This is a genomic window from Cupriavidus sp. GW823-FHT07A04, from assembly GCF_058794615.1.
Window position 1 is genome coordinate 14,413 of sequence record NZ_JBXAHA010000023.1, and the last position, 22,437, is coordinate 36,849.

A 22,437-nucleotide genomic window follows, 5' to 3' on the forward strand; every position below is an offset into this window, starting at 1 on the left:
CTTAGCAAGGTGCTGCATTGCGCCTGGCCGCAACCAGCGCGATAGCGCGTTACGGTGTCCAGTATGGCAATTTGGACGCGCCCGCATTGTCAAGGACCATGGCCACACTTTGTGCAGCTCGAGTAACGGCCACATAAAAGCTCGCCGCCGGCATGGGCTCCAGGCTTGATCCCTTGCGCACGAAGTCGGTGATGCCGGCCGTCGGCACGATGAGCACACGATCGTACGTTGCACCCTTTGCGACCTTGAAGTTTATGAAGTCGAGATTGAACTCCTTACCTGAACCAGCCATGCTTCGCAGGCATTGAGGTGCGAATCGTTCGACGTACTCCCTCACGTGCTTCTTCATAAGAAGGAACACGCCGTCGTGGTCCGTCGTCACCTCGTTGCGAGACACGGTCGACGGAAACGCCCAGCTCGGATCGAAAATCGTATCGGAAAATGTAGCGATCTTCGGATGGCATCGCCATGTCTCAACACTCTCCTTGATAGTCAGCCTACCCAGTCGTTCCCGCTCACGGAACCACTTGACCGCTTCTGCATAGGCATATTGTTTGTTTTTAGTGCTGCGCGGGTTCGTTGCCAAGACCGATTGACGGATATCTCCGACCATCCGGATCTCAATGGAAGAGCCAAGCAGGACATCAACGATTGCCCAATCATGGGCACTCAGGTCTTGCACCTCATCGATCAGGATCTCGTCATACAAGCTCTCCAGACGCCTCAGCAGTGCGCCTTTGCTCGCTCCCAGAAGTTCACTTGCGAGTCGACCAAGCTCGCACGCGTACGCCGCGTCATTAGCATCCAGGAACCGTTTCGTTCCGGTTGCCTTCATATGCGGTCGCCCCTCGAAGTTGAAGCCGAGGATTCTCTTTCCAGGAAACTTGAACGGGAGAAATGGCTTGGCAAAATGCCGTAACAGGAAGGTGAACCATCCCATCAGCTCGATGCCGAGGTGATCGCCCGCTCGCTGCCCCAGTCGGCGTCGCAGTTCTTCCTGATTCGCCTGGGTAAAGGTCAGCACGAGCGCGCGACGCTCCGAAGGAAGCGCTGCGCAATGATCGACGATACCTTGAGTCTTGCGCGAGCCAGCAACAGCCAAGGTGAGCAGATTAGCCATGGATGAACACGGCGGCTTCGCGCATGTAGTCGGGAGGCGTAAGCGTGGACTCAGCGCTCGCAATCCGGAACGCGGTTTCGGTCTTCTCCCGATTCATCCATTTGTGGAGATCCGCAGCCGCAGTGATGCCGAGCAGGCTGCGCAGAGTCGCCTCGCCATTGTGGTGGACCAGTTGCGGTTCCAGAGTTCGGCCCTGCGCCACTTGTCCAATGAATAGCTCACGCTTCCCTGCGCAGAGCCACTCATCAACGGCAGTTAGAAGCTCGGCCGGGTCCGTGCCATCATTGTCCCGCATGGCGGCTACCGGCTTGTCCAACGCCGCACAGAACTCAAGGCAGCGAGCCAGGGACAATCCCCGCATGCTAATTACGTCAATGCCAAGTTCCATGGGGCGCTTCCCGAACATATCTTTGAAGAATCGTTCGAAGACGATTTCATCGGAGGGCCCTTCTACGAGTACGATCTTCTTTGCCAGAGCCATGCGCAGCGTGTCATAGCCAGGCAGGCGCTGGAAGTACGACACAGTGTCAGGATCCAGCGACGTAATTTTCGAAGCTTTACCGTTTGCCAAAAGAAGGATGGCATCCAGACCGAGACGATTCAGCACGAAGGTACTGTGCGTGGTGATGAAGAGTTGCTGATAGTTGCCAGTGAGCGCCTCTATTCTTGAGAGAAGCGTGGTCAGGCTGGTATGGGAAAGATGATTCTCCGGCTCCTCGATCATGACGAACGCTGCGTGTCCGGCGTTACGGTTCAGGGCAAGCGAAATCTTGATCGCGGCTTGTTGTCCCTGCCCTGACATCGAGAACGGGACATCGTTCACATGCGGCGTCACGGCGCCATCCCAGGCGCTTCGAGCGCTCTGATCCATGGCCAGCGAAATCGGCTGGTCGTGGAGGGACGCGTGAATCGTACCAATGCGCTTGTTGATCGCATCCAGTGCCGTCGTCGACATCGTGGCCTTGAGCTGGCGATAGGCCAGAGAGACGGTGGCACGCTCCGCCGGCTCGAGATGGTCGCCAAGGATCTGTCGCAGATGATAGTCGACGCCGCTGGAAGACCGAACCGTGCGGGAATCGATGATGGCCGTTGCAAGTTGCCGGGGGCGGTTGGTGATGCGCTCGTCGGCAAACGAGCGCCAGTCAACCAGGTAGTACTCGACCGGCAGAAGGGCGGAAGGCTTGGTCATCCACTGGGCCAATTCGTCCGCATAGTCGGGATCGGGCATGATCCGGAGCGACAGGCCTGGGCAGGCCCGGGTCGGTAGCTCTGTGTTGATGGCGCCGCAGAGCCTTTGCAGCTCAGGCTTATCCTCGAAGTACAGCTCAATATGGATTTCGGGAAACCTGGGGCGTTCACCGCGCTTGATCTTGGCCACAAACTCGGCGACCAATCCGGCATTGAACCAGTGCGGGTTCAGCTCTTCGCCTGCGCTGCGGCCACCGATGCGACCGGTCAGGGCAAGCGCAATGGCTTCAATGAGCGTCGACTTGCCGGCCTCGTTCCCGCCCACTATCAGGTTGAGCTTCGGATTGGGCGACAGGGTGAAGTCGGTGTAAATGCGATAGCCACGGATCTTAATCTTGGTAATCAACCCACACCCCGCTTCGAAGTTTGTCCGGGAGGATTATAAGATACATGCCTCGCTGCGTTTCTCGGCGCCTGCTGCGGCTGGCCCTAGCTCCCGCCGGGCATTCGTCGCGCGGCAGGGCCCTCAAGGCTTCGCTCAAGCCGATCAACTGGCCGCCGAGGTGGCCACGTACGGTTCCGCCTCGGCGCGGCAGCGCGGGCGCACGGCGCTGATGCACCACTGCTTCAGACACTTTGGCAAAACATGGGGGTCAGATGGGGCGCGGCGGCCGCAATAAATTAATCAAGCCGAAACGAAGACTTGGGGAAGCCGCGTGCCTGCCAGGCGCATCAGCGCCGACCGTAGTCGGCCAAGAGCGGGCGCTGGGGATCGGCAAAAATCAGTCCGTTGAGCAGCCGCGAACGGTCATTCGGGCCGCGCACGGGGACAGTCTAACGCTACCGATTGACGGAAAATCTACCACTCCGGCCGTTCGGCGTTGAGTCGCTGGACGGCAGAGACGGGTCGGAAGTCGCTTCTGGCGCTGCAGAGTCCGGTCCCAAATGGTCAGCGGGTCGAGACCGGCCAGAAGCGGCCTGTACCTCGCCATCAAGGCCTCTAGCTCACTAATGGCGGCTTCCAAGCTTGGAGGGACATCAATTTGGCCGGCCAAAATCGCCCCACTCCACCGAGCGGGGGCGTCTCCCTGTTTAATCCCTGTCAGCCTACCGGATTGCGTGCCATGACGATCCACGCCGCGCCGTTGATCATCACCGACCGCTCGCCGGGGAGGCCCGCGAAGGCGGCACGAACTGCGGCCGAGGCGCGGGCGCGGATGTCGTCGGGCTGATCAGCGAGCGCACGCGACAACGGGCCGACCTCGAGTGTCATCTTCACCGCGTCGTCGATCGCAGCGTCCCGCGTCCCGCCCTCGCCGAACGGGACGGAAGCGTCGAAGGGGGCGATAGCAATATCGGTGAAGCCAGCCGCCGTCAGGATGCGTGCCACGCGCCCCCGGTCGCCGAAGGAAAACGGGCCGGGCGCTTCGGGATCGGGCAGCGCGCTCGGCGGGACGATGCCCTTGAGCGCGCCCATCGGCAGGCGCACCCAATCGTTCTCGGCCGCGCCGCGCCAGCAGACGAAAGCGACCCGCCCGCCGGGCCGGAGCGCGCGTCGCATGTGGGCGAACGCCGCTATCGGATCGTCGAAGAACATCACCCCGAAACGCGAGAACAGGATGTCGAACGCGGCCTCGGGCAGCTCTGCGCTGCTGGCGTCGGCCACCTGAAACAGGGCCGGCGTATCCCGTTGCGCAAGCGCGCGCGCTCGGCCGATCAGCGGTTCGGATATATCCACGCCCAGCACTTGGCCCCCTGCGCCGACGCGGGCTGCGAGAGCCAGGCTCGACGCGCCCGCGCCGCAGCCGATGTCCAGCACGCGCTCACCCGTCGCAGGCGCGGCGGCTTCTATCGCGGCCTGGCCGAACACCGCCACCATAGCGTCGAGCCGGGCCTGGTTGGCAACCCAGCGCTCCCCGCTTTGACCGTTCCAGTCACCGACCTGATCGGCACTTTGCTCTGCCATGTCATCTCCTTGACTCGACGATCCGTCCTTCACCGCGCCGATCTACGCCAACCTTTTCGAAGGCGACGACGCAACGGGAGAAAGGAATCTGTGCTCTCAAACAACCATCGACTGCTGGGCGAAGATACCCGCCATCGCGCCCTGCGATGATGCCTGGGTGACCGAGGGCAAGAAGGGCGTGGCGAGGTCGCCAGCGGCGTAGATGCCGGGGATGCTGGTTTGGCGGCGCTCGTCGACTTTGAGGACGATGCCAGTGGGCGTATCGACCGTGGCAAGGCCCAGTGATTCATGCAGGCTTGCGGACGGTTTGTTGCGCGGATGGGCGAACAGGACGTCGACCGCGACATTGCGGCGGGTATCGAGATTGACCGTGGTGATATGGCCCTTGTGATGGGCGATCTCGACGATCCGGCCATCGACGACAGGTATGTTGCGGCGCGCCAGATCGGCCTGGATATCGGCCGCAATGTCATGACCATCGGCGAAGACAGTCAACTTGTCAGTCCAATCGCGGAACAGCCTGGCAGACTGGTGCGACTGTGGGCCGGACCAGACGAGGCCCCAATGCTGGCCGGCGACTTCGAAGCCGTCGCAATAGGGGCAGGGCACGATGGACGTGCCCCAGCTTTCGGCAAAGCCCGGAACATCAGGCATCTGGTCTGCTACGCCATAGCTCAGGATGAGGCGGCGCGCCCTTAGGCTTTCGTGATCGTCAGTGACGACGCAGAAATCGTCGATGGCGCCAGACACGCTCTCGGCCCGAGCATTGACCAGCCTGATCGTTGGATAGCGCGCGAGCTGCTGCCGCGCCTCGACTAGGATGTCCAGCGGCGGCTTGTGATCGTGGCCGAGCAGGCCATGCGAGTGGCCGGCAAAGCGGTTGCGCGGCCGGCCGGTATCGAGAACGGTGACCTTGCGGCGCGCACGGCCGAGCTGCAGGGCGGCGGCGAGGCCGGCAAAGCTGCCGCCGATGATGATGACGTCATTCATGGTGATGGGCTCCGTGTTGTGGATAGAGGGGTGGCTAGGCCTGGTGCGCAATAACGTCCGGAGATAAGCGCTTGAGACGGTCAGCGAGCAGGGCTTCGGCATTGGCAGAAAGTTGCCCATGGCTATTGACCGGCCGGACAATGCCGCATTCGTTATCGCCGGGCGGCCCGGGGAAAGCTGATTTGGACAACCGGTTGGAACCTACCCTTGGCTTGCACATTTTCGATACTCCGTGGTATCGTAGTGCAAGAATTTGAATACTGTCAAGTACTGGAATTTCCGTGACCGAAAACAGCGAGGGCCGGCGCGGTCGGCCCGCCAACGAGGCGCTTCGCCAAACGATAGTCGACACCGCCTGCGAACTCTTCGTGGAACTGGGTTTTCAAGCGACAACCATGGACAAGGTCGCCCAGCGGGCGAAGATATCCAAGCTAAGCATCTATCGGCACTTCGAGAACAAGGAGGCGCTGTTCAGCGCGGCCATGGTGGCCCGCTGCGAGCAGTTTGCACCGCAGGCTCTTTTTGAAGGCGTCGACGGTTCGGTCGAAGATCAGCTCATGGCGGTGGGGTCATCCCTGCTTCGCACGCTGTTGAGCCCGGACGTCCGCAGTGTCGAAGCCATGGTTTTGGCCGACAAGACGAATCAAAAGTCGTTAAGCAAGCTCCATTACGAAGCCGGCCCCGCCCATGTCATCGCCCAAATCGAGGCCGTGTTGCGTCAGTTGCACGCGAAAGCGATTCTGAACGTACCCGATGCTCTCCAGTCCGCCCGCTTGTTCGCCGCGCTTTTCAAAGGATCCGATCTCCTGCTTATCGCCCGCTTCGACGAGGCGAGAGCAGAGGACGACAACGAAATCGAATCCTATTGCCGGTCGGCCGTCGCCATGTTCATCGCCGCGCACCGTGGCATCTAAAGATGCCATCGCGGCCGATGAAGAACACGCAGCAGTTGCATACGCTGTTCGCCCTGAGCAACCTATGGATGATGCGTGGACGACTGATGGGCGAGGCCATTGCATGAGCGCAAAAGCCGTCCGCGCGGGCAGGCAGAGGCCGCTTTACACACGATAGCGGCCGCTACTGCGGCCCAAGTGGAACGACAGAGAAGGGTCGAGCGGAGACCCTCGAATGCCCTCCGGACAGCCACCGACGACTTGCGGTCCAAGCGGTACTTCGTCACCGACTGTATACCAACATGCTGCGGGCGCTTGTGTCGCGCCAGCGCCGGGTTGATGTCCTACCCAGATTCGGCGGGCGAGAAGGCCTAGGGGTTTTGCTTACCCTCCGCAGGATCGTAGGCCCAACGCCGAGGATCGGACGTCAGCCCGCGCACGCCCCGTCGCGTAGTCCTTCGGTGCCGACCGCCCCGTCAGCCTTGCCTGGTGCATGCCATATTCCACAGCGTCTCCGAACGGGTTCCCGTACGGCAGTACGCAAGTATGGGCTTCGGCAGCTCCGCCATGAGCAAACCGAAGGCTGCAGCAGCTTCGACGGTGACACCCCCCGATTTTACGGGCAGGTAGTGCGCGGCCATGCCAAGCGAACTGGCCACCTCCGCGATTTTCGCGAACTGGACCTGGCCGGCAGCCTCTCCATCGTGCCGGTTGCAGACGATGGAAAGGAACCCGACCGCATGCGCCGCCCGTACGTCGGCTCCGCTTAACTGTGGCGCCACGCTCACGTCGTTCGAGAGCTGCTTGATCAGCATGTCCTGTCGGCCCGTGCCCACTTCCATACAGCGCTCTATGGCTTTGCGGAAGCAGTCGACTGCAAAATCCACGTCTGCCAACGTTGTAAAGCGTCCAAGGCTCAGGCGGACTGTGCGCTCCGCGGAATCTTCACCCAGGCCGACGCAAGTCAGCACGTGAGACGGTTTGCCAGCCGCCGAATTGCAGGCAGACGTTGAGGAGATGGCCAGATCGTCGGTCAACATGGACGGGAGGAAATTGGGCAGTTCCACGGTCAGACTGAGTGTGTGCGGAATGCGGGCCGCGGAACTGGCGTTCTGCGTGACGGCGCCTGACGCGCGCACACCACTCAGCAAGCGCTCGCTCAGTTGCGCGATGCGCTCGTTGTCCGACGCCATTTCAGTACGCGCCAGTTCGCAAGCCGTTCCCATGCCGACAATCTGGTGCGTGGCAAGGGTGCCAGATCGCAGCCCCTGCTCATGTCCGCCGCCGTGCATCTGGCAGGCAATACGCGGTGCCACTTCGCGACTCACATAGAGCGCGCCGATGCCTTTCGGGCCATAGAATTTGTGTGCCGACATCGACAGCAGGTCTATACCCATCGCCTTTACGTCTATTGCGGTCTTGCCAGCAGCCTGCGCCGCGTCCACGTGAAGCAGAGCGCCAGCGGCGTGAACAATCTGCGAGATCTCAGCAATATTGGTGAGGGTGCCGATCTCGTTGTTCACCATCATCAACGAAACGAGGCCCGTCTGATTGCTGCAGGCCGCTTTAACAGCGGCCGGCGAAATCTCGCCAGCCGGATTCGGCAAGAGGTAGGAAACGGAAACGTCAAGTCGCTCAAGGTGCGACGCGGTGTCCAGAATTGCCTTGTGCTCAAGCTTGCTGGTAACCAAATGGCGGCGCGTCGGCTCGTGGTCGAAAAAACCCTTGAGCGCTAGGTTGTTCGACTCTGTCGCACCGGACGTCCAGACAATCTCGGATGGCTCTGCACCAATGAGAGCGGCTACCTGGGCGCGAGCCTCCTCGACCACATCCCTTGCCTTCAGCCCTGCAGCGTGGGAGTTCGACGCAGGGTTTCCGAAGACGCCGGCGGCCCCCAAGCAGCCGAACATCGCCTCCATGACACGAGGGTCCGCCGGTGTGGTTGCAGCGTAGTCGAAGTACCGCAGAGTGTCCGTGCTCATCATTCATCCTTCAGAAGGGTAGAAATGCTACGACGAACGCACTGAAAGTTGCTTCCAAAATCCATCCCCGAGAGGGGAATGCGTAGCATTCAATGCTACTGAATTCGCACTATGTAGAATATTTTCGCGTACGCGGCCTGGCCGCACGGGGTGACTTAATAACCGTAGCGGGCAAGACCGGCCATTCGCAGTGAGGCCGCCGACTGACTCGGAAGGATCGCAAGTCGCCTCTGGCGTCGGCAAGGCTCCGCCTAGATTGCTAAGGACCGAGCCCGGCCAACTATGGTCGGTGGCACGAGCTTTCTCGTGGCCATTCGAACGGCGGCTTCGCCCAGCCACGCAAAGGCATCCGATCTTTCGTGGACGTCGTTCAACACCCGCTGCCGACCGGCGGTCCGATTGGCGCGTGCCCCAACGATCAGTACACGCCCATGTAGTCGCGCTTGCCGATATCAACTCCGTTGTGGCGCAGGATTGCGTAGGCGGTCGTGATATGGAAGAAAAACTGCGGCAGTCCGTAGTTTTGCAGATAGGCGTTGCCGACCAGCCGCTTCTCTTTCGGCGTGCCGGGACGCAGGACGATCTCCCTGTGTTCGCTCCCGTCGAATTGCGCGGCGTCGAATGCGCCAATGTAGGCTAGGGTCTTAGAGATCAGCGCTTGCAGGTCGGCAAACGTGACCTCAGTGTCGGCCCACGAAGGCACTTCCACACCGGCCAGGCGCGAGGTGATGCCCTTAGCGAAATCGGCGGCGATCTGCACCTGGCGCACCAGCGGGAACATGTCCGGGAACAGGCGCGCTTGCAGCAGCGCGTTCGGGTCGATGCTCTTTTCGGTGGCGTGTGCTTCGGCCTTCGTGAGTACCTCGGACAATGCTGCCAGCATTTGCTTGAAAACGGGGACGGAGGCGCTGTAGATGGAAATGGTCATGATCACTCTTTCAGTCGACGTGGAATGCCGCGCGGAAGATGCCGCACCGGCCTGTTTTAATGTTTGGACGCGTGATTGTACTGACTAAATGAATGAGATGAAGAAGCGCCTGTCACTACTTGCCCAGGGAATTCCGGCACGGCCGGCGCGAATCGCCGCAATCGTGCCTGGACGCCACGCGACCGTCGTAGGTCGCGGATAAGCTGCGTGACCCGTCGGTTAGCGCCGACATGGTGAACCGGCTCTCCACATTGCAAACCAATCCGCCTGTTTTCATCGAGCAGTCACGGCGCATCAAGCCAGCCCAAGGGGCGACACGCCGGTCCAGCGGCCGGGGAAACGTAGATGACCGTTGAACCTTGGAAGCTGCCGTTCAGTGCGGGCGGGGTCGAAGGGCTGCAGTGGGTCGGGTACGGCCTGCCGCCCCTCGATCACAGCCGTCGCCTGCCGGCCAAGAACGGCCGTTGGCGGAGTCATTTCGTGAGCGTAACTCACGTCGGCCTCGCGGGTTGCTCGCCCCGGAAAGCGAGCTAATATCTCAACTCTTCCCGCAGATAAGTCGGGAGCTGTCTGGGAGGTGTCATGAATCCACGGAACGTTCATGAACTTATGCGTCAACATTTCCCGCCTATTGATGCAGCGTCAAGAGAGTGGATACACATCGTCGGGCCGGAAGGCCTTCGAAAACAGGAACTACTGTGCCTACTGGACGAGTTTATTCCAGCAGAGCGCGTTCTCGTTGAAGTACATCGAAAGCTCGGCGACTACCTCTGCAAGAACGAAGCCGCAATATTTTCTGCCGCGCACTGGGGTGAAGGCGAGATTCACATAGCCGATCGGGATTTTCGTGGCTTCGTTGTTATTGGTCACAATGGTGTCGCAACTGGTTGGTCCAACGCATGAATGTGTTCTGCGAGGAGAATCAAGGTGGACGGTCACACCGGAAATGAGCTGCGCCTGATGCTGGAAGGTGAGAAGCCTCTATCGATGTTCTATTACGGCAAGGCCTTAGGCGATCGGGACATCTTGCCCATCCAAGATTTTTCGCAGCACGTCGAAAGTGGCTTGATAAGAATGGAGGAGTTCGACGTCGCGAATGCGACGGGCAACAGCTATGCAGCTATCACGTATCTGCTGTATGCCCGGCGAGGTGAGGAGTGGAGGATTTCCGCAATGAAGGTCGCCTTGACTGCGCAGCGGGACAACTTTCACAGTCCTGATGAAGGCATCGATCGGATCATTGGGATGCTACTCGGCTACCCGAAAAAGAGCATCGATGAATATGTCCGACAAGGAATTCTCGCCCAAGCCTATAACAAGCTGAAGACGGCAGCCAATGATGGTGTGATCCCTCCCCCAGGCATCTAGCAAGCAACCCTTGTCACGAGCATCCCTTGGACTTTCATGTGAGCGTGACTGACCGCTCAGGGTCGTCGGTACCGGCCGCCCGACGCGGGGTAGGTCACCCTGTTCGATAATCGACCGTAGCTGGCCGTGAACGGCCAGAATGGGTCGTTGAGAATCGGAGTCGAATGTGTGTGCAATCTCCGCTTAAGGTGGCTCTGCGACACGCTACGTCAGACAGCCCGTGTGAATATACCAGTCGCTACGTGCTAGGCAGTCGTACAACGCGGCCTTCCAGGAATTGCGCGCAATCCCCCTCTCCACGGTGGCGAAGGTCTTCAATAACGACTGTCTGGCTCCAACGGAGGGAGTCGTCCGCAGTACCGCTCCGATAGTCCCCAGCTCGACGGCAGCCTGTGTCGAAAACCGCGCCTGCAGATCTAGGTCCTCGAAGTAGTTGTAAATGCGCTGGATCAATGCCCCAGACCACACCAACGGTGGCTTCACACTGTATGTCACGACGACCGGGGAGCTTTGTACCATCTCGGCAACCAGCCAGGTCGTTGCATCTATGATCGGATCCTCGAAATATGGATGCAGCATCAGATCGAACTCACTCAGGGCCGACGCACCCTTTCCGGTATTACAGTCTCGGCAAGCGGGAATTAGATTGTTCGGGTGGACCGAGAACAGCGGGTATCTCGATTTTGACAGAAAATGGTCCAGCGTGTAGGTGTGTCCGAATCCGCAATATGGACAAATCCCCAGTGGCGCAAGCGTCATCAGCGTGTTGTAGTGGCCATATCCCGAAGCATCCCGCTTAGCCATATGATCGGAATACAGACTGACGAGCTCCCCTTTCGTCAAGTCCTCCAATACGACCTGCGTAGGGTTTCCGTGACTGGCGGCCTCGAACCTGTAAAGCTCATTTGTCACCGCTCGATTGTTGTAGTGCACTAGCACAGCCTCAATTGCATTCTTGGAATCGTTGAATTTCTGGGCCAAATCAGCATTAGCGATCCCTGCGACGCATGTACTCAGAACATCTATTTCATTAAGATTCGGCCGATCCAATCGCTTCATTCTTGTCGCCCCGCTTCCGCCACAGACGCTCTTTCGCTGAGAAGTGCAAGCACAATGGCCTGTGCCTCCATGCCGAGTTGTCCCTTGAATTTTTGCAGAATCTGTTCAAAACTCATGCCCTGCGCAACGGCGCGTGCGAGAACGTCATGAAACCCGGATTTGCTAACCTCCAGCCCGAAAATTTCGCGCGTTAGCATACCAACATTCTCACCGAAGGTTTCCCGCTCTGGTCGATCCTGACGCGCGCTGTTTCCCGACCGAGTAATCTTCCAAACGCAGGATTTTGGCACCTCCTGCACAACGACTGGCGAATGTGTCGCAATTATCGCTACTCCATTCCGGTGGGAAAGCAGGTCGGACAGCGCACGCATAAATGCGGCAAGAAGAGGTGGATGCAGATGGCTCTCCGGCTCATCCAGCAACACAAGCGTTTTTTCTTCGACGTTGGCGACGAGTCTCGTAAGCGTCAGCAACACAATGGCGTGCCCAGAACTGAGTCGCGACACTAGTTCCTTCGCCTCGTCGAGTGCTTCGTTGATCGGCTTATGCAACAGTCTGCCGAAGGATATCTCGGCAAAGTTCCGGTCGGACTCAAGCCGTTCAATCGCTGCGCTCCACCGATCGGATTTTTCCGGTTCTGATAAACACGATTTAATCGCATTTAATATGTCTATTGCCAGTTCTGTGTCGGTTTTAGGCGGGAGCGGCGGGTTCAATAGGTCATCATATCCATGACGGACCTGCTTCATGCCAATGTAAAAATAAGCAACGCCTTTGCTTCGATCAGGCTGATCAAGGGGGGGGATAAATGGATCGAAAGCGCTAAATGACACCGAAACCACACTGCTGAAGTAATTTTTTGGCAGGGGCAGTGGGAAGCCGGTGATACTGGAGTCGAAAAATCCGAATCTTCCCAATACGATCCGTTCTGGCGATACAATTGCTGTCACCATGTTGTTCAGGATTGTTGTCTTCCCGACACCGTTTCGCCCGCTCAACACGTGCAGATTGGTTGGTGGCGACGACTCCGGATCCACATCGAAGGCCAAGTCGATGGCAGCTTGCTGATTGTCTCCGCCTGAGCGAAATCTGAAATTGAACGGCGTTAACTCGGCCAGCCCCTTCAGGACTCGATCAAATTGCCCTTGGATAGAGGACAGGCTTACGGTCCGCATTAGCGAGACCTTGAAAACCATCTCACTTTTTAAGACCGAGATTCTCTCGACGTTCCGCACCACGTCCTGCATGGCGTGTAGATAGTAGTCCAGCCTATCGCCGGTAAGGAATTTTCTTAGGTTCTTGTAATACTCGACGTCTTGACCGAGCGAAAAACATCTTTCCGTTAATCTAAAAAATACCGGTGGTAGGTGACTCTTCGTCCAGCCAACCTGTTGATTAGTTAAGCCAATCTTCACCGTTCCGAGATCACAAACCTTTCCGTTGGGGTCGACATATGTGACAAAAAAGCTCGTCTTATAAGAATAATCGTCCCAGTCGCTGACGCGAAGTAAGAATGCCTCACCGGAAGAAGGAAGCGATTGACCCGACTCGATTATATGAAAGGTAATCTCACTCAGATTAGTCTGATGCATTGTCGTGGAGGAAGTTTGGTACGGACCGGAGAAATCCCCGTCCCAGGGGCAATCGTTTGCGAGATTCTACAGGCGGTTGTGTGTCCGTCAACCAGCTTCACCACCGACGGATGCCCTTCCCCCGGAGCTGAATGTTGACTGGCCGCTTTCTAGCAACTTAGACTGTCTGCTTTGGGTCGATTCTGTTGAAAAACTCGGCATCACGGAACGTCGGCACCTATCCTTGAGATCATCGTTCGACGAGGGTTTCGCCATGATGGGTCAACAAGTTGGATCGCAGGATAGGCTCTTCTACTCGTTCAACCTTGATGACCATGTGCCCCGTAGCCACCTCTTGCGTGGCATTGATCGGTTCTTCGATCTTGGCGATCTTCGCCAACACCTCGCGCCTTACTACAGCCACACCGGGCGCCCCTCGATTGATCCCGAGCTGATGGTTCGCATGCTCATCGTGGGCTACTGCTTTGGCATTCGGTCAGAGCGCCGCCTCTGCGAAGAGATTCATCTGAACCTGGCTTATCGCTGGTTCTGTCGGCTTGGTCTCGAAGATCCAATTCCCGATCACTCAACGTTCTCCAAGAATCGCCATGGCCGCTTCCGCGAAAGCGGCGCGCTGCGTCACGTGTTCGAGATGGTCCTTCGCCGTTGTATGGCGGAAGGGCTGGTTCAAGGCGAAGGCTTTGCTGTCGACGCGAGCATCATCAAGGCAGACGCAAATCGCTCCCGAGGCGTGGCGGGAACGGAGATCATCGATTGGAACCAAGGCGAAGGCCCTAGCCGCGCCGTTCGCGAATACCTTGCTGCGCTGGATGAGGTCAATAAAATCAAGGACGACGCAGCGTCCGAGGCAGAGCCTACGATCCCGCCGAAGAGCATCTCGTTGACTGATCCGGCATCGCGCTGGACCGCGGCACCCGGTGGCCCTGCCTTCTTTGCTTACTCGACCAACTACCTGATCGACCTGCACGCGGGAATCATCCTGGACGTCGAGGCCACCCCCGCGTATCGAACCGCAGAGGTGGAGTCAACGAAGACGATGGTCAACAGAGTCGAAGAACGCTTTGCTCTTAAACCTCAGCGTCTTGCCGGCGATACCGCCTATGGGACCGCGCCAATGCTCGGGTGGATGGTCGAAGAGAAAGCGATCGCGCCTCATGTTCCAGTCTGGGACAAGACCCGTCGCGACGATGGCACGTTTCCGAGAGAGGACTTCCGTTGGGACGAGCAAGCCAATGAGTACCGCTGCCCTGGTGACAAGGCTCTGCGCAGCGATTGGCGTGCATATACGAACCCACGCACTCACATCACGAAGGCCGACACCGTCATCTATCGATCCAGCCAGCATGACTGTGGTGGGTGCGCGATGAAGAATCAATGCTGCCCAAACATGCCATTCCGCAAGATCGCACGCAGCGTCCACGAGAACGCGCGTGACGTGGCACGGAAGCTCTCGGCGACACCGGAGTTCAAGCGGTCGCGCAGGGAGCGAAAGAAGGTCGAAATGCTATTTGCTCATCTAAAACGAATCCTGAAACTGGATCGCTTGCGGCTACGAGGGCTAACTGGGGCACAGGACGAGTTCCTACTAGCAGCAACAGCGCAAAATCTGCGACGAATGGCAAAGCGGTTGATGCCGTTCGGTGAAGATATGAATGCGATAGCGGCTTAGCCGCGATGCACTAGGTCGGAAGACCCTCGAAGCTCGGGCGCCGCAGATCAACGCGAGCCCCACCGGGAGCGAACGCCTATCCCGATCGATATCCAAACCGAGTTTTTCAACAGAATCGGTCGTTCAGCGACGCTCAGACCTCATACGAAGGCAACTGCGCAAGCCGCAGAACGAGTGTGCAGCTATCGGCACTTGTAGGCCTTGCACCTCAGGAGAAGGAAGGGGTGGCTTTCTCCAGCGCGGAACCCCGTTTACAGGCAAAAATACGGGCCCCATCTGAAAGACGGGACCCGTTTTGCGTTTCAACAGATTTTGTTAACGGCTAGCCCCCGGGGCGCCTTTTTCGTGCTCCAGCTCCACGGGCACGGTCGAGGGTCATCGCCGGGCGGCCTCGCGACGGGCCCGCTTCTCGAGAATGGCGTACATAGCGGGGTTAAATGCCGCGCCGCGTTCCTCGAGGCGGTAGAGCAGGTGCTGCAGCAAACCTATGTTCATCGCGGGAATCCGTTCGTGGACGATACCCATGTCCCATAGCATCCGCAGATTCGTCTCGCCCTTCGCCTCATGGGCCTTCGGTCCATTCGACTTCACGGCATTGGACACCCACCGCCCGGCGGTGACGCCAGAGAACAGAATCCACTTGGCCAGACCCTCTGAGCCGGCCAGCCATTCGCAAAGCCACCAGGTGACTCCAAGCGCAGCGAGTTCGACGCCGAATTTTCCGGCGATTTCGGCGAGGTCTTTTCCGAGGCCCGCCAGCGGCTTTGGCAACTTTGCTCCCATCTGGCGCGTCCCGACGCCTGGCAGCAGGGGACCTTCGAGGATCTGGCCGTCAGGCGGGTCAGGGAGGTTTCCGGTGAAAGCACAGGACGACGCAAAATCGGTTATCCGGTCGAGGGCGAGAGCATCCACGATGGCCCATTCGAGTAGAGGCGAAACAAAGTCGTCCCCCGCAAGGTAGAGTTCAGCGACGTGTTCTAGGCTGTCCTTCAAAGGGGGTAGGCACAGGTCACGCATGCTCTTTGACTTCGCGCCCGGCCGGATTTCGCTCAAGGCCCTCACGTGCATCCATACCGTCCCATAGGCCTTGATCATGTCTTCGGGCTTGATGTCGGTGACGCGCTGGGCGGCCTTTGTCATCTCAGACACTGTCATCCCGAAAGGATAGATGTCACCGTCCAGACTACTCAGCATGATATGGTGGAACGCCGACGGGATGGCCGAGAGAATGTCGCGAACGCGTTCAGATTGCTCCTCGATGAAAGTCTCAGCGAGGCTGTCGTATCGCAACATTGGGTCGTTGCGGAGCACGGCGGCCTCGCACACCGACCTGCACAGGTTTTGGGCTACTTGCAGCAGTTGCGAACGTCCAGGCGGCACCGTTTCTTCCACAGCCCTCTTGAGCATCCTCTGGCTGAGTTCCGAAACGCTGAATCCTGAGACGCTTTCTCGTGTTGTGGCGTCGGTCAGATCTTCCATTCAGCCCCCCTTTTTTTCTTAGAGATACGAGTGTAACAGTGGGAGGGGGGAATCCTGTAGCGACAACCCGCGCTCGCTCGTCGGATAAGGTCCGCAGCGCTTCTTTCAGTTGCGAAAGGGGGGAATAGACGCAATCTGCCACGTCACGTCTTGCCGTGCCCCCTCTACCAACTACCAAAACTCGCGCGGCACGCGTTCTCGTCCGAGATTTTCCGTGCTGTGTGCTGCCCGGCGCCGCTTTGTCGCAAGCACCACGTGCCTCTTCAACGATCCGAGTCGGGAAGGCCCTAGCCGCGTGACCGGCTCTCGCGACCTCTGCCGTCGAGCGACGACTTCCCGGCCGATAGAAGGCCTCAGAGCCGGCAACCGCGCGCGGAGCGGTCCAACGGATTTGCGTTTCAATTCCGACCAGTCTCACTATTTCTAAGTCGAACGAGCCGCGACAGAATTTGTGGATAAGTCCTTGATTTCTTAGAAGTCGCAGTCTCACGAATTCTGATTCGTCGCATCATCAAGGTCTACCCAGCCTATACGTCGACCATTGGGGCTGTGAACTATGCCGCGCGACGTGGCTGGTCAGTGCATGCTGCCGCGGCGGGCGTCATCGGCCGCCGTGGGCAGAAGTTGTCTGAACGCTTGCCGCGCTCCGGCACGGAAGTCCATGTTCCGGAGCGAGGGTGCCGCAAAGTCCTTCGGTTATAGGGCGTAGTTTTATATGGACTCCCTGGCTTCGTGGTCCTTCCTGTTTTGCGTGCCACGGGGCTCAGAGCTGCGCCCGCTGATTCCAAATTCTGCGGCGTGGCATTGGTACACGGGCTCCATGAACCGCACTGCTTCCAGCACGGCCAGGTGCCACGGAGACCCGGTGCTCAGGCGGTCCATCGTCTCGTCTGCGGCGGCCCAGCCGTCAGCATTGCGGGCAAAGTCGATCACGAGGGGCGCCGAGCGGACGTTATGCCGGACAATCAAGCGGCCGTGGCGGTTGCGGCCGGACCAGAACCAAGTTAGCTCGTAGCTGAAGCCCCCTTGCTGACAACGTTCGATGAACTTGGCGTGGGTGATGCCTGCAGCTTCGAAGGGTTGTGTTTGTGTATTGAGAGAGTTCATCTTTGTCTCCAAAGGGCCCCCGCCTAGGAGCCCGTCTTGTTATCAGTCTCCTTCGAACTCGGCGTCAGCTTCCGCGCACAACTCGGTATGGGCCTCGCGTAACGCTTCATCGCTTGGCAGGGCTTCCCAGCGAAACGCAACACCCTCGGCGCAGCCTTCGAACGTAGCGCGAGCATCTGCTATGAATTTTTCTACGTTGCGGTGCTCGCCGCCCTCACTGAAGTCCCAACCAGACTCTTCACTGATGACAAGATACAGAAAGGGCAGCGCGTCGTCTTCGTGAACACAGTCGTCCTGCAAGTTGTCCAGGTCTTCTTCGCTTCCGTAGAAGAGGTAGGCCTCGGGGTCACGCCCGCCGCCGGTGAAGTAGCAGTCTTCCTCGTATTTTTCCCAGAGCCTTAGCGGAACGCTCAGGTTGTTGTAAGCGTGAGCGATGTTAAGTTCTTGCACTTCGTCCTCTGTCAAGTCGGAAACGGTGTAGCTGTCGAGTCGAAGACTGCCTTCATCGTCAAAGCTGAAAAGGGCGTAGGAGGGACCAAAGGTGCCGAAGGTGTACGGTAGGGGAGTAGTCATTTCAGTTGCTCAAGAGGGAGTAAGGTTTGGTGGCCTGTGCTGCCAAAAATCCCGTTGCAATCAAGGGGAATGCATGCTGAACAAAGTCGCTACTCGACAGTCCTTTGGTTAGTCCGACTTTGTCGAGGTGCTGGCCCATACTCTTCTCAAAGTCGTGCACAAGCACAAGCTTGTTGTCACTGCTCTCCCACGCAATGCCGATTTTTCCGACTGAACGCCAAGTATTCAGCATGGTCCGGAGCTCGACGTCTCGCGGGTTCACAACTAAATAAGCCTGGTGAGCGCCGCACTGGATACGAATGGTGGCCAGGTAGCCTTTGCGCACAGGGATGCCGCCTGTGCCAACGGACAGGCCACTGTCTAGCGAGCGCGAGAGCTCGCTGGAAGAGATATCCTCGGTTGCAAAGCACAGAATCGGCAGGTCCGGATAAGCAAGCAGGTTCTTGGACTGGGGGAAGTCGCGGCCCCGTGCGATAGTTGCGGTGGGAACTCGCAGAGCCACTGGGCGGAGGTGGGCCATTACATTTGCGGCAGAATTTGTCATCATGACGATGTCCTTAGGTTGGTTGTGAGCAACGTGTCGTAGCTGCTCTGTAACCTATAGCGACAGTCGTTAGACGCGCAAAATACCTAAAATCATTTGCCGACTTCTAAAATGAAGTTCCGATCGCGTTCGACGGCCTATTGGCTCCCTGTCAGGTTCAAAAACAGCAACATAGCGAGATGCCTCTGGACAGGGAAGTGCTCCGCCGGGCCGCGGAGAAGCATGTCGGGCCAACTATGTATGAGCTTAGGATTCACTGCACACCTCATGTCATCCAGCAGATCTGGACCGAGCGTGCGGATGACGTCGGCTGCGAGGGCACTTGATTGGAACATGCCTCCTCACAATGTCAGTGGCCGATACTTCAATGTAACTGTCGTGTGGTGACCGAAATAAGACGTCGGAACCTATCCTCACGCATCGGTGATAGTCGAAAAGCCGAGAAGTTCTGCATGCGGCCAGTTCCCCATGGTGAGTCAGGCTGAGGGGGCGACGCCGGTACCCATCGTGCCATTACCTCGTGCCGTCAAACTAATGCAATTAACAACATGACTATAGTTCATCAGGATTCGCCGCTGCCCCCAGATTTTCGCTCTCAGACGACGCTATCCACTTGAGCGGTTAAGACGTGGGTAATCTCCATTCCCCAGCCTTCGGACGTGCTCTTGTTGAGATGACCATGTTTCATGGCCGCTTCCTCCAGCGTCTTTTCGTCGTACATCGGATACGGACGAAAATTGGTGGACTGCACTGATGCTGCCTGTAGTTCGTCCATGTCTGTATCATCAAACGAGAGGATGAAAAGCATGGCGCGTGACGGGCTGCACAGGATTACAGCTAGCTCTCCAATTTCGACGGCATCAGAGAAGGCGGGGATAAGCGGGTGGTCGGGCATGCAGATCGCTCCCTCGGCACCCTCTCTACGGTCGAACGTCACAAAGGTCACGCACCCGGTCAGGTCCAGACTTTCAACGTTAAAGACGGAAAGGGAATGCCAGTTTCCTACGCATTCATCGAAGTCGGCTTCATCCCGAACGACTACGCAAGGGACTGTCGCCGCGCACGAATAAGGCGCAATCGATAGAAGCTTATCTGGCGCCGTAACCAAGTACCCGACAGCTCGGCTTGCGTATTGCCGGAAGAACAAAGCCCCCGCTTCTTGGAGCTCTTGCATACAGTCATCGGGCAAGGGAAATTTCTCGACAATGCGACGTGAGCTCGCGTCTTCTTCCGCTGAGGAATCGGCCTGATAAGGCGGGCGCTTGAGCTCATGGAAATCTCCTCTGCTCACAAATCTTGCGCGATTCCTTATCTTTGATGCTTCTGGTGTGCGCTCAATACATTCGAGACCGGCGCGGAATGCATCCAGAACAGTGGTTGAGTTCTCGTGAAGATAGAATCCTAAAAAATCTCGAAGAATAGGTTCACCATCGTTTTGTATCTCTTCAGTGGCTAGTACCATCAGCAGAACTGAACACATTGCCCCAAGTTTCATGGCGTCTTGTTTCGCATGATTTGCGAGAAACCAGTACCTTGCGCCCGCCCCGAGACGCACCTCTGCATTCAACTGAATTTCGTCGAAAAGATCGTCAAACACAATAATAGCTTTTTGTTTGCAAATCCACTTAGAAACGGCAAGTTTATTGAACGGGTCGGCGGAATCCAACAGGAAGTGGTATGTTTCACCTTTCCAAGAAAGAGCCAGAACGCCAATAATTTGACCGCTAATATCGACACCGCCGACGGTCAGGGTTGGCCGTTCGGAGACATCTGGAAAATTTGATGATGGCAGTTCGTGAACGAATAAATTCAACTTGGCGATTTCACTATCAGATTTTCCAGTGGTATTTTCCTCTATCGATATGTAAGTGTTATTGGTAAGGCTGTGGTGGGGTAAAGTAATTATGAAGTTGGAGTATGAGGTAAGCATGAATCCGGTGCAAATATAGTTCTTGTTGTTTGAATAGAAATCAATTCTATATTTCTATGGATCGGATCCCGGGCCACATGAGTGATCTAACCGTCCGCGAGCTGAGGTCCATAATCAATTTGCCTAAAGAGGCGCGAGGCGAGGAGCTTCGGAAGAGTTCTCGAGGCGAGATGATGCTGTGCTAGGGAACAAGGAGGTACCCCAAGGCAGGGGCACCGCAAGATGGCTCTTTCCGGACCTTTAGTTACGCCCAGAAATTCCCTTAATCCGACTGCAACACTTCCGGTCGGAGCTTGACATAGGCATCGCCCAGCGACGTGTCTCGCTGAAAGCCGGAGAGGTCAACGACTCTTCGCAGAAGCGTTGGCTTAACCTGTGTTCCATCAGGCAATTTTGATGTCAGAAATTCAGCGCGATAAGTCCATTCTCCGTCGTTGATGTGCACTGAGTCAATAGTATGTCGTGTCAATCCTTTGATTTCATTAATGTTCACAAAGTGATTGAATCTATAGTTGACAAAAATACTAGTTTCGTTGAGTACGTATAAAACAGGAATTGACGTTCGGAACCTAAAAATGGATGGCCATAGTACCTTTTTCTCGCACCAGAATGCTTTATTAATCGAGAGTTCAGAGTGAAAATCACCATTGGTAAAAGTGGACCAGAAATTTTTTAGACCGAAAGAATCGGCTAGCTCGTCGGATAGGACTAGGCGCTCTTCCGGAAGACGAACGGCGAGGCATTGAGGCTCATCTGTCTTCCCCTGGAACGCGTAAGGAAGATCGTTGGAATCAAGGATATAACATGTGGTGCTGTTGATGGAGTCATGGCGGATAGTATCGATGGAAACAGAGCTTTCGTCTGTTTGCATGATTTTGTGTCGGGGGCTACCATGGGGGTAGGCACGCCGTTTTATCATTGCCAGCACGTCTCTCGCGAGAGAAGGAATGTCGTTCTTATCGACTGCATCCCCGTGCGCAAGGATAGCTTGTTCAATGAGTCGAACAGCTTCGAGCTCAGTATCAACACATGTTATAATGAGTTTTTCCAGGTGGAAACTAAGTTTATTTAAAATATGTTCTGCCGTTTGCATTCGCCTTGTATAACCAGAAAGGTGGTCATAAAAATTTTCATATTCTTCGCTGAGCAAAATAGATTTTGCTAATTCTGGGTAATCGAATGCGAGCCACTCTCCAAAGATTGACGTGTAGACGTTGCACCAGAATTGGCTATGCTGTCCACTGTCCAATCTATGAAGAATATCCTTGGCGTAGCGCAGTGCGTTCGAGAGCTGCGTGCTTTCCGAGTGCTGGTTTTCGGCACCGGTGAGGCCTGAGCTTTCGCTGTCGAGAAGATAGTTGCGTTCGGTTGTATCAGTGCGTGTACCGATGGATTTAGCCACATCTACAGACACTTCATACAAACGCTCTCGCGAAATTTTCTCGCGACTGATAGCGGTGAAAATGACTTTATTGAATACAGCAGTGGCGCTGTCATCATCTGGCTTCCAGTCGTCTGTGCGAAGAACCTGCGCCAGATGTTCAAGCTCAACATGTCCAAAGTCTTGCAGATCGTGGCACATCTCTTCCTCTGCAAGGCAGTGCTCATCCCTTTGATGCGAAATCGCTGCCGCGCGCAGTAGCTTATACTGTCCGAGGCGCATCAAAAATTCTTCCAAATGCCCGTTGTGGCGCAGATTGGCGATTAGATTCGGTTCGTATTTATCAATCATCCATACGAGGACGTCGGGGGACAGCGGAACGATTCCATAATTCAACGTATCGTCCATTCGTTGTAGCAGTTCGACAGCGTACAGCAACGCCTCTTCAACTACGTTGTAAATTGCCGAATGAAAATCACCATTTTTTTGCAAGTTAATTCTCCAGTAGATGTCGTCTAGTTCCTGCTCCTCTTGTAGCCACGGGTTTTTAGCCACAGGCGACTGAGGTGTTGGCATAATCGTCAAAGAACGCCATTGCCTTGTCTTGCCACGTTTGGACGAATTCTGCTGCCAGGGTCTTCATGACAGCGGGCTGGTAACGAAGAATC

18 protein-coding genes and 1 pseudogene are annotated in these 22,437 nt (G+C 57.0%); 5 read left to right on the top strand and 14 right to left on the bottom strand.

The features are described 5' to 3' along the window. Nucleotides 1-49: 49 nt before the first annotated feature. From AC1Q7Q_RS32570 to AC1Q7Q_RS32585, 4 genes are all read right to left on the bottom strand, one after another. Nucleotides 50-1,120: a UvrD-helicase domain-containing protein gene (locus tag AC1Q7Q_RS32570; RefSeq protein ID WP_492372539.1), complete on the bottom strand. Its 1,071-nt coding sequence runs from the start codon at nt 1,118-1,120 to the stop codon at nt 50-52. Then, on the bottom strand, nt 1,113-2,714 hold the full coding sequence (locus AC1Q7Q_RS32575) for an ATP-dependent nuclease (protein WP_492372540.1): 1,602 nt from the start codon (nt 2,712-2,714) through the stop codon (nt 1,113-1,115). Before AC1Q7Q_RS32575 ends, AC1Q7Q_RS32570 begins: the two co-directional genes overlap by 8 nt. Before the next feature lie 696 nt (nt 2,715-3,410). Next, a complete protein-coding gene (locus AC1Q7Q_RS32580) occupies nt 3,411-4,274 on the bottom strand; it encodes a class I SAM-dependent methyltransferase (RefSeq protein ID WP_013958645.1) in 864 nt (287 codons plus the stop codon). Between the two features lie 96 nt (nt 4,275-4,370). Further along, a complete protein-coding gene (locus AC1Q7Q_RS32585; RefSeq protein ID WP_013958644.1) occupies nt 4,371-5,264 on the bottom strand; it encodes an NAD(P)/FAD-dependent oxidoreductase in 894 nt (297 codons plus the stop codon). A gap of 281 nt (nt 5,265-5,545) precedes the next feature. On the opposite strand from AC1Q7Q_RS32585, the gene AC1Q7Q_RS32590 reads away from it, so the two are divergent. Next, on the top strand, nt 5,546-6,178 hold the full coding sequence (locus AC1Q7Q_RS32590) for a TetR/AcrR family transcriptional regulator (RefSeq protein ID WP_492372541.1): 633 nt from the start codon (nt 5,546-5,548) through the stop codon (nt 6,176-6,178). Continuing rightward, nucleotides 6,166-6,285, top strand: a pseudogene (locus tag AC1Q7Q_RS32595) (IS5/IS1182 family transposase); the annotation flags it as partial. The gene AC1Q7Q_RS32590 and the pseudogene AC1Q7Q_RS32595, both read left to right, overlap by 13 nt. 348 nt (nt 6,286-6,633) lie before the next feature. Here the strand turns inward: AC1Q7Q_RS32595 and AC1Q7Q_RS32600 are convergent. After that, a complete protein-coding gene (locus tag AC1Q7Q_RS32600) occupies nt 6,634-8,142 on the bottom strand; it encodes an aminotransferase class V-fold PLP-dependent enzyme (protein WP_492372542.1) in 1,509 nt (502 codons plus the stop codon). A gap of 415 nt (nt 8,143-8,557) precedes the next feature. Next, complete coding sequence (locus AC1Q7Q_RS32605) at nt 8,558-9,067, bottom strand: DUF1993 domain-containing protein (RefSeq protein WP_043356507.1); 510 nt, start codon at nt 9,065-9,067, stop codon at nt 8,558-8,560. 582 nt (nt 9,068-9,649) lie between these two features. Here AC1Q7Q_RS32605 and AC1Q7Q_RS32610 point away from each other — a divergent pair. Both AC1Q7Q_RS32610 and AC1Q7Q_RS32615 read left to right on the top strand, forming a co-directional pair. Continuing rightward, the gene (locus AC1Q7Q_RS32610) at nt 9,650-9,970 is read left to right on the top strand and encodes a hypothetical protein (RefSeq protein ID WP_492372543.1); all 321 of its coding nucleotides are present in this window, start codon (nt 9,650-9,652) and stop codon (nt 9,968-9,970) included. Nucleotides 9,971-9,994: 24 nt separating this feature from the next. After that, nucleotides 9,995-10,435 (top strand): hypothetical protein, encoded by a 441-nt coding sequence (locus AC1Q7Q_RS32615; RefSeq protein WP_492372544.1) that lies wholly within the window; start codon nt 9,995-9,997, stop codon nt 10,433-10,435. 204 nt (nt 10,436-10,639) lie between these two features. On the opposite strand, the gene AC1Q7Q_RS32620 is transcribed toward AC1Q7Q_RS32615, so the two are convergent. Together AC1Q7Q_RS32620 and AC1Q7Q_RS32625 are read right to left on the bottom strand one after the other, a co-directional pair. Further along, nucleotides 10,640-11,494 carry an HNH endonuclease gene (locus tag AC1Q7Q_RS32620; protein WP_492372545.1) on the bottom strand — a complete coding sequence of 285 codons (855 nt, stop codon included), beginning with the start codon at nt 11,492-11,494 and terminating at the stop codon, nt 10,640-10,642. After that, complete coding sequence (locus AC1Q7Q_RS32625) at nt 11,491-13,086, bottom strand: AAA family ATPase (RefSeq protein WP_492372546.1); 1,596 nt, start codon at nt 13,084-13,086, stop codon at nt 11,491-11,493. The genes AC1Q7Q_RS32620 and AC1Q7Q_RS32625 overlap by 4 nt, the downstream gene beginning before the upstream one ends. A gap of 253 nt (nt 13,087-13,339) precedes the next feature. Between AC1Q7Q_RS32625 and AC1Q7Q_RS32630 the strand changes: the two genes are divergently transcribed. Beyond that, entirely contained in the window at nt 13,340-14,755 is a 1,416-nt protein-coding gene (locus AC1Q7Q_RS32630; protein ID WP_492372547.1) for an IS1182 family transposase, read from the top strand. A 375-nt stretch (nt 14,756-15,130) separates the two neighbouring features. On the opposite strand, the gene AC1Q7Q_RS32635 is transcribed toward AC1Q7Q_RS32630, so the two are convergent. The 6 genes from AC1Q7Q_RS32635 to AC1Q7Q_RS32660 all read right to left on the bottom strand — a co-directional run bounded on the left by AC1Q7Q_RS32635 (nt 15,131) and on the right by AC1Q7Q_RS32660 (nt 22,345). Beyond that, nucleotides 15,131-16,234 (bottom strand): hypothetical protein, encoded by a 1,104-nt coding sequence (locus AC1Q7Q_RS32635; RefSeq protein ID WP_492372548.1) that lies wholly within the window; start codon nt 16,232-16,234, stop codon nt 15,131-15,133. 711 nt (nt 16,235-16,945) lie between these two features. Next, complete coding sequence (locus AC1Q7Q_RS32640; protein ID WP_492372549.1) at nt 16,946-17,341, bottom strand: hypothetical protein; 396 nt, start codon at nt 17,339-17,341, stop codon at nt 16,946-16,948. 42 nt (nt 17,342-17,383) lie between these two features. Continuing rightward, nucleotides 17,384-17,914, bottom strand: coding sequence for a hypothetical protein (locus AC1Q7Q_RS32645; protein ID WP_492372550.1), 531 nt, complete (start codon nt 17,912-17,914; stop codon nt 17,384-17,386). 1 nt (nt 17,915) lies between these two features. Beyond that, complete coding sequence (locus tag AC1Q7Q_RS32650; protein ID WP_492372551.1) at nt 17,916-18,461, bottom strand: hypothetical protein; 546 nt, start codon at nt 18,459-18,461, stop codon at nt 17,916-17,918. 592 nt (nt 18,462-19,053) lie between these two features. After that, complete coding sequence (locus tag AC1Q7Q_RS32655) at nt 19,054-20,388, bottom strand: hypothetical protein (RefSeq protein ID WP_492372552.1); 1,335 nt, start codon at nt 20,386-20,388, stop codon at nt 19,054-19,056. 262 nt (nt 20,389-20,650) lie between these two features. Next, nucleotides 20,651-22,345, bottom strand: a complete 1,695-nt coding sequence (locus tag AC1Q7Q_RS32660) for a hypothetical protein (protein ID WP_492372553.1) — start codon at nt 22,343-22,345, stop codon at nt 20,651-20,653. Nucleotides 22,346-22,437 lie beyond the last annotated feature (92 nt).

Coding starts and splice junctions, on each gene's coding strand:
- AC1Q7Q_RS32570 (WP_492372539.1), bottom strand. CDS start 1,120: ATGGCTAATCTGCTCACCTTGGCTGTTGCTGGCTCGCGCAAGACTCAA.
- AC1Q7Q_RS32580 (WP_013958645.1), bottom strand. CDS start 4,274: ATGGCAGAGCAAAGTGCCGATCAGGTCGGTGACTGGAACGGTCAAAGC.
- AC1Q7Q_RS32585 (WP_013958644.1), bottom strand. CDS start 5,264: ATGAATGACGTCATCATCATCGGCGGCAGCTTTGCCGGCCTCGCCGCC.
- AC1Q7Q_RS32600 (WP_492372542.1), bottom strand. CDS start 8,142: ATGATGAGCACGGACACTCTGCGGTACTTCGACTACGCTGCAACCACA.
- AC1Q7Q_RS32605 (WP_043356507.1), bottom strand. CDS start 9,067: ATGACCATTTCCATCTACAGCGCCTCCGTCCCCGTTTTCAAGCAAATG.
- AC1Q7Q_RS32610 (WP_492372543.1), top strand. CDS start 9,650: ATGAATCCACGGAACGTTCATGAACTTATGCGTCAACATTTCCCGCCT.
- AC1Q7Q_RS32620 (WP_492372545.1), bottom strand. CDS start 11,494: ATGAAGCGATTGGATCGGCCGAATCTTAATGAAATAGATGTTCTGAGT.
- AC1Q7Q_RS32625 (WP_492372546.1), bottom strand. CDS start 13,086: ATGCATCAGACTAATCTGAGTGAGATTACCTTTCATATAATCGAGTCG.
- AC1Q7Q_RS32630 (WP_492372547.1), top strand. CDS start 13,340: ATGATGGGTCAACAAGTTGGATCGCAGGATAGGCTCTTCTACTCGTTC.
- AC1Q7Q_RS32635 (WP_492372548.1), bottom strand. CDS start 16,234: ATGGAAGATCTGACCGACGCCACAACACGAGAAAGCGTCTCAGGATTC.
- AC1Q7Q_RS32640 (WP_492372549.1), bottom strand. CDS start 17,341: ATGAACTCTCTCAATACACAAACACAACCCTTCGAAGCTGCAGGCATC.
- AC1Q7Q_RS32645 (WP_492372550.1), bottom strand. CDS start 17,914: ATGACTACTCCCCTACCGTACACCTTCGGCACCTTTGGTCCCTCCTAC.
- AC1Q7Q_RS32650 (WP_492372551.1), bottom strand. CDS start 18,461: ATGATGACAAATTCTGCCGCAAATGTAATGGCCCACCTCCGCCCAGTG.
- AC1Q7Q_RS32655 (WP_492372552.1), bottom strand. CDS start 20,388: ATGCTTACCTCATACTCCAACTTCATAATTACTTTACCCCACCACAGC.
- AC1Q7Q_RS32660 (WP_492372553.1), bottom strand. CDS start 22,345: ATGCCAACACCTCAGTCGCCTGTGGCTAAAAACCCGTGGCTACAAGAG.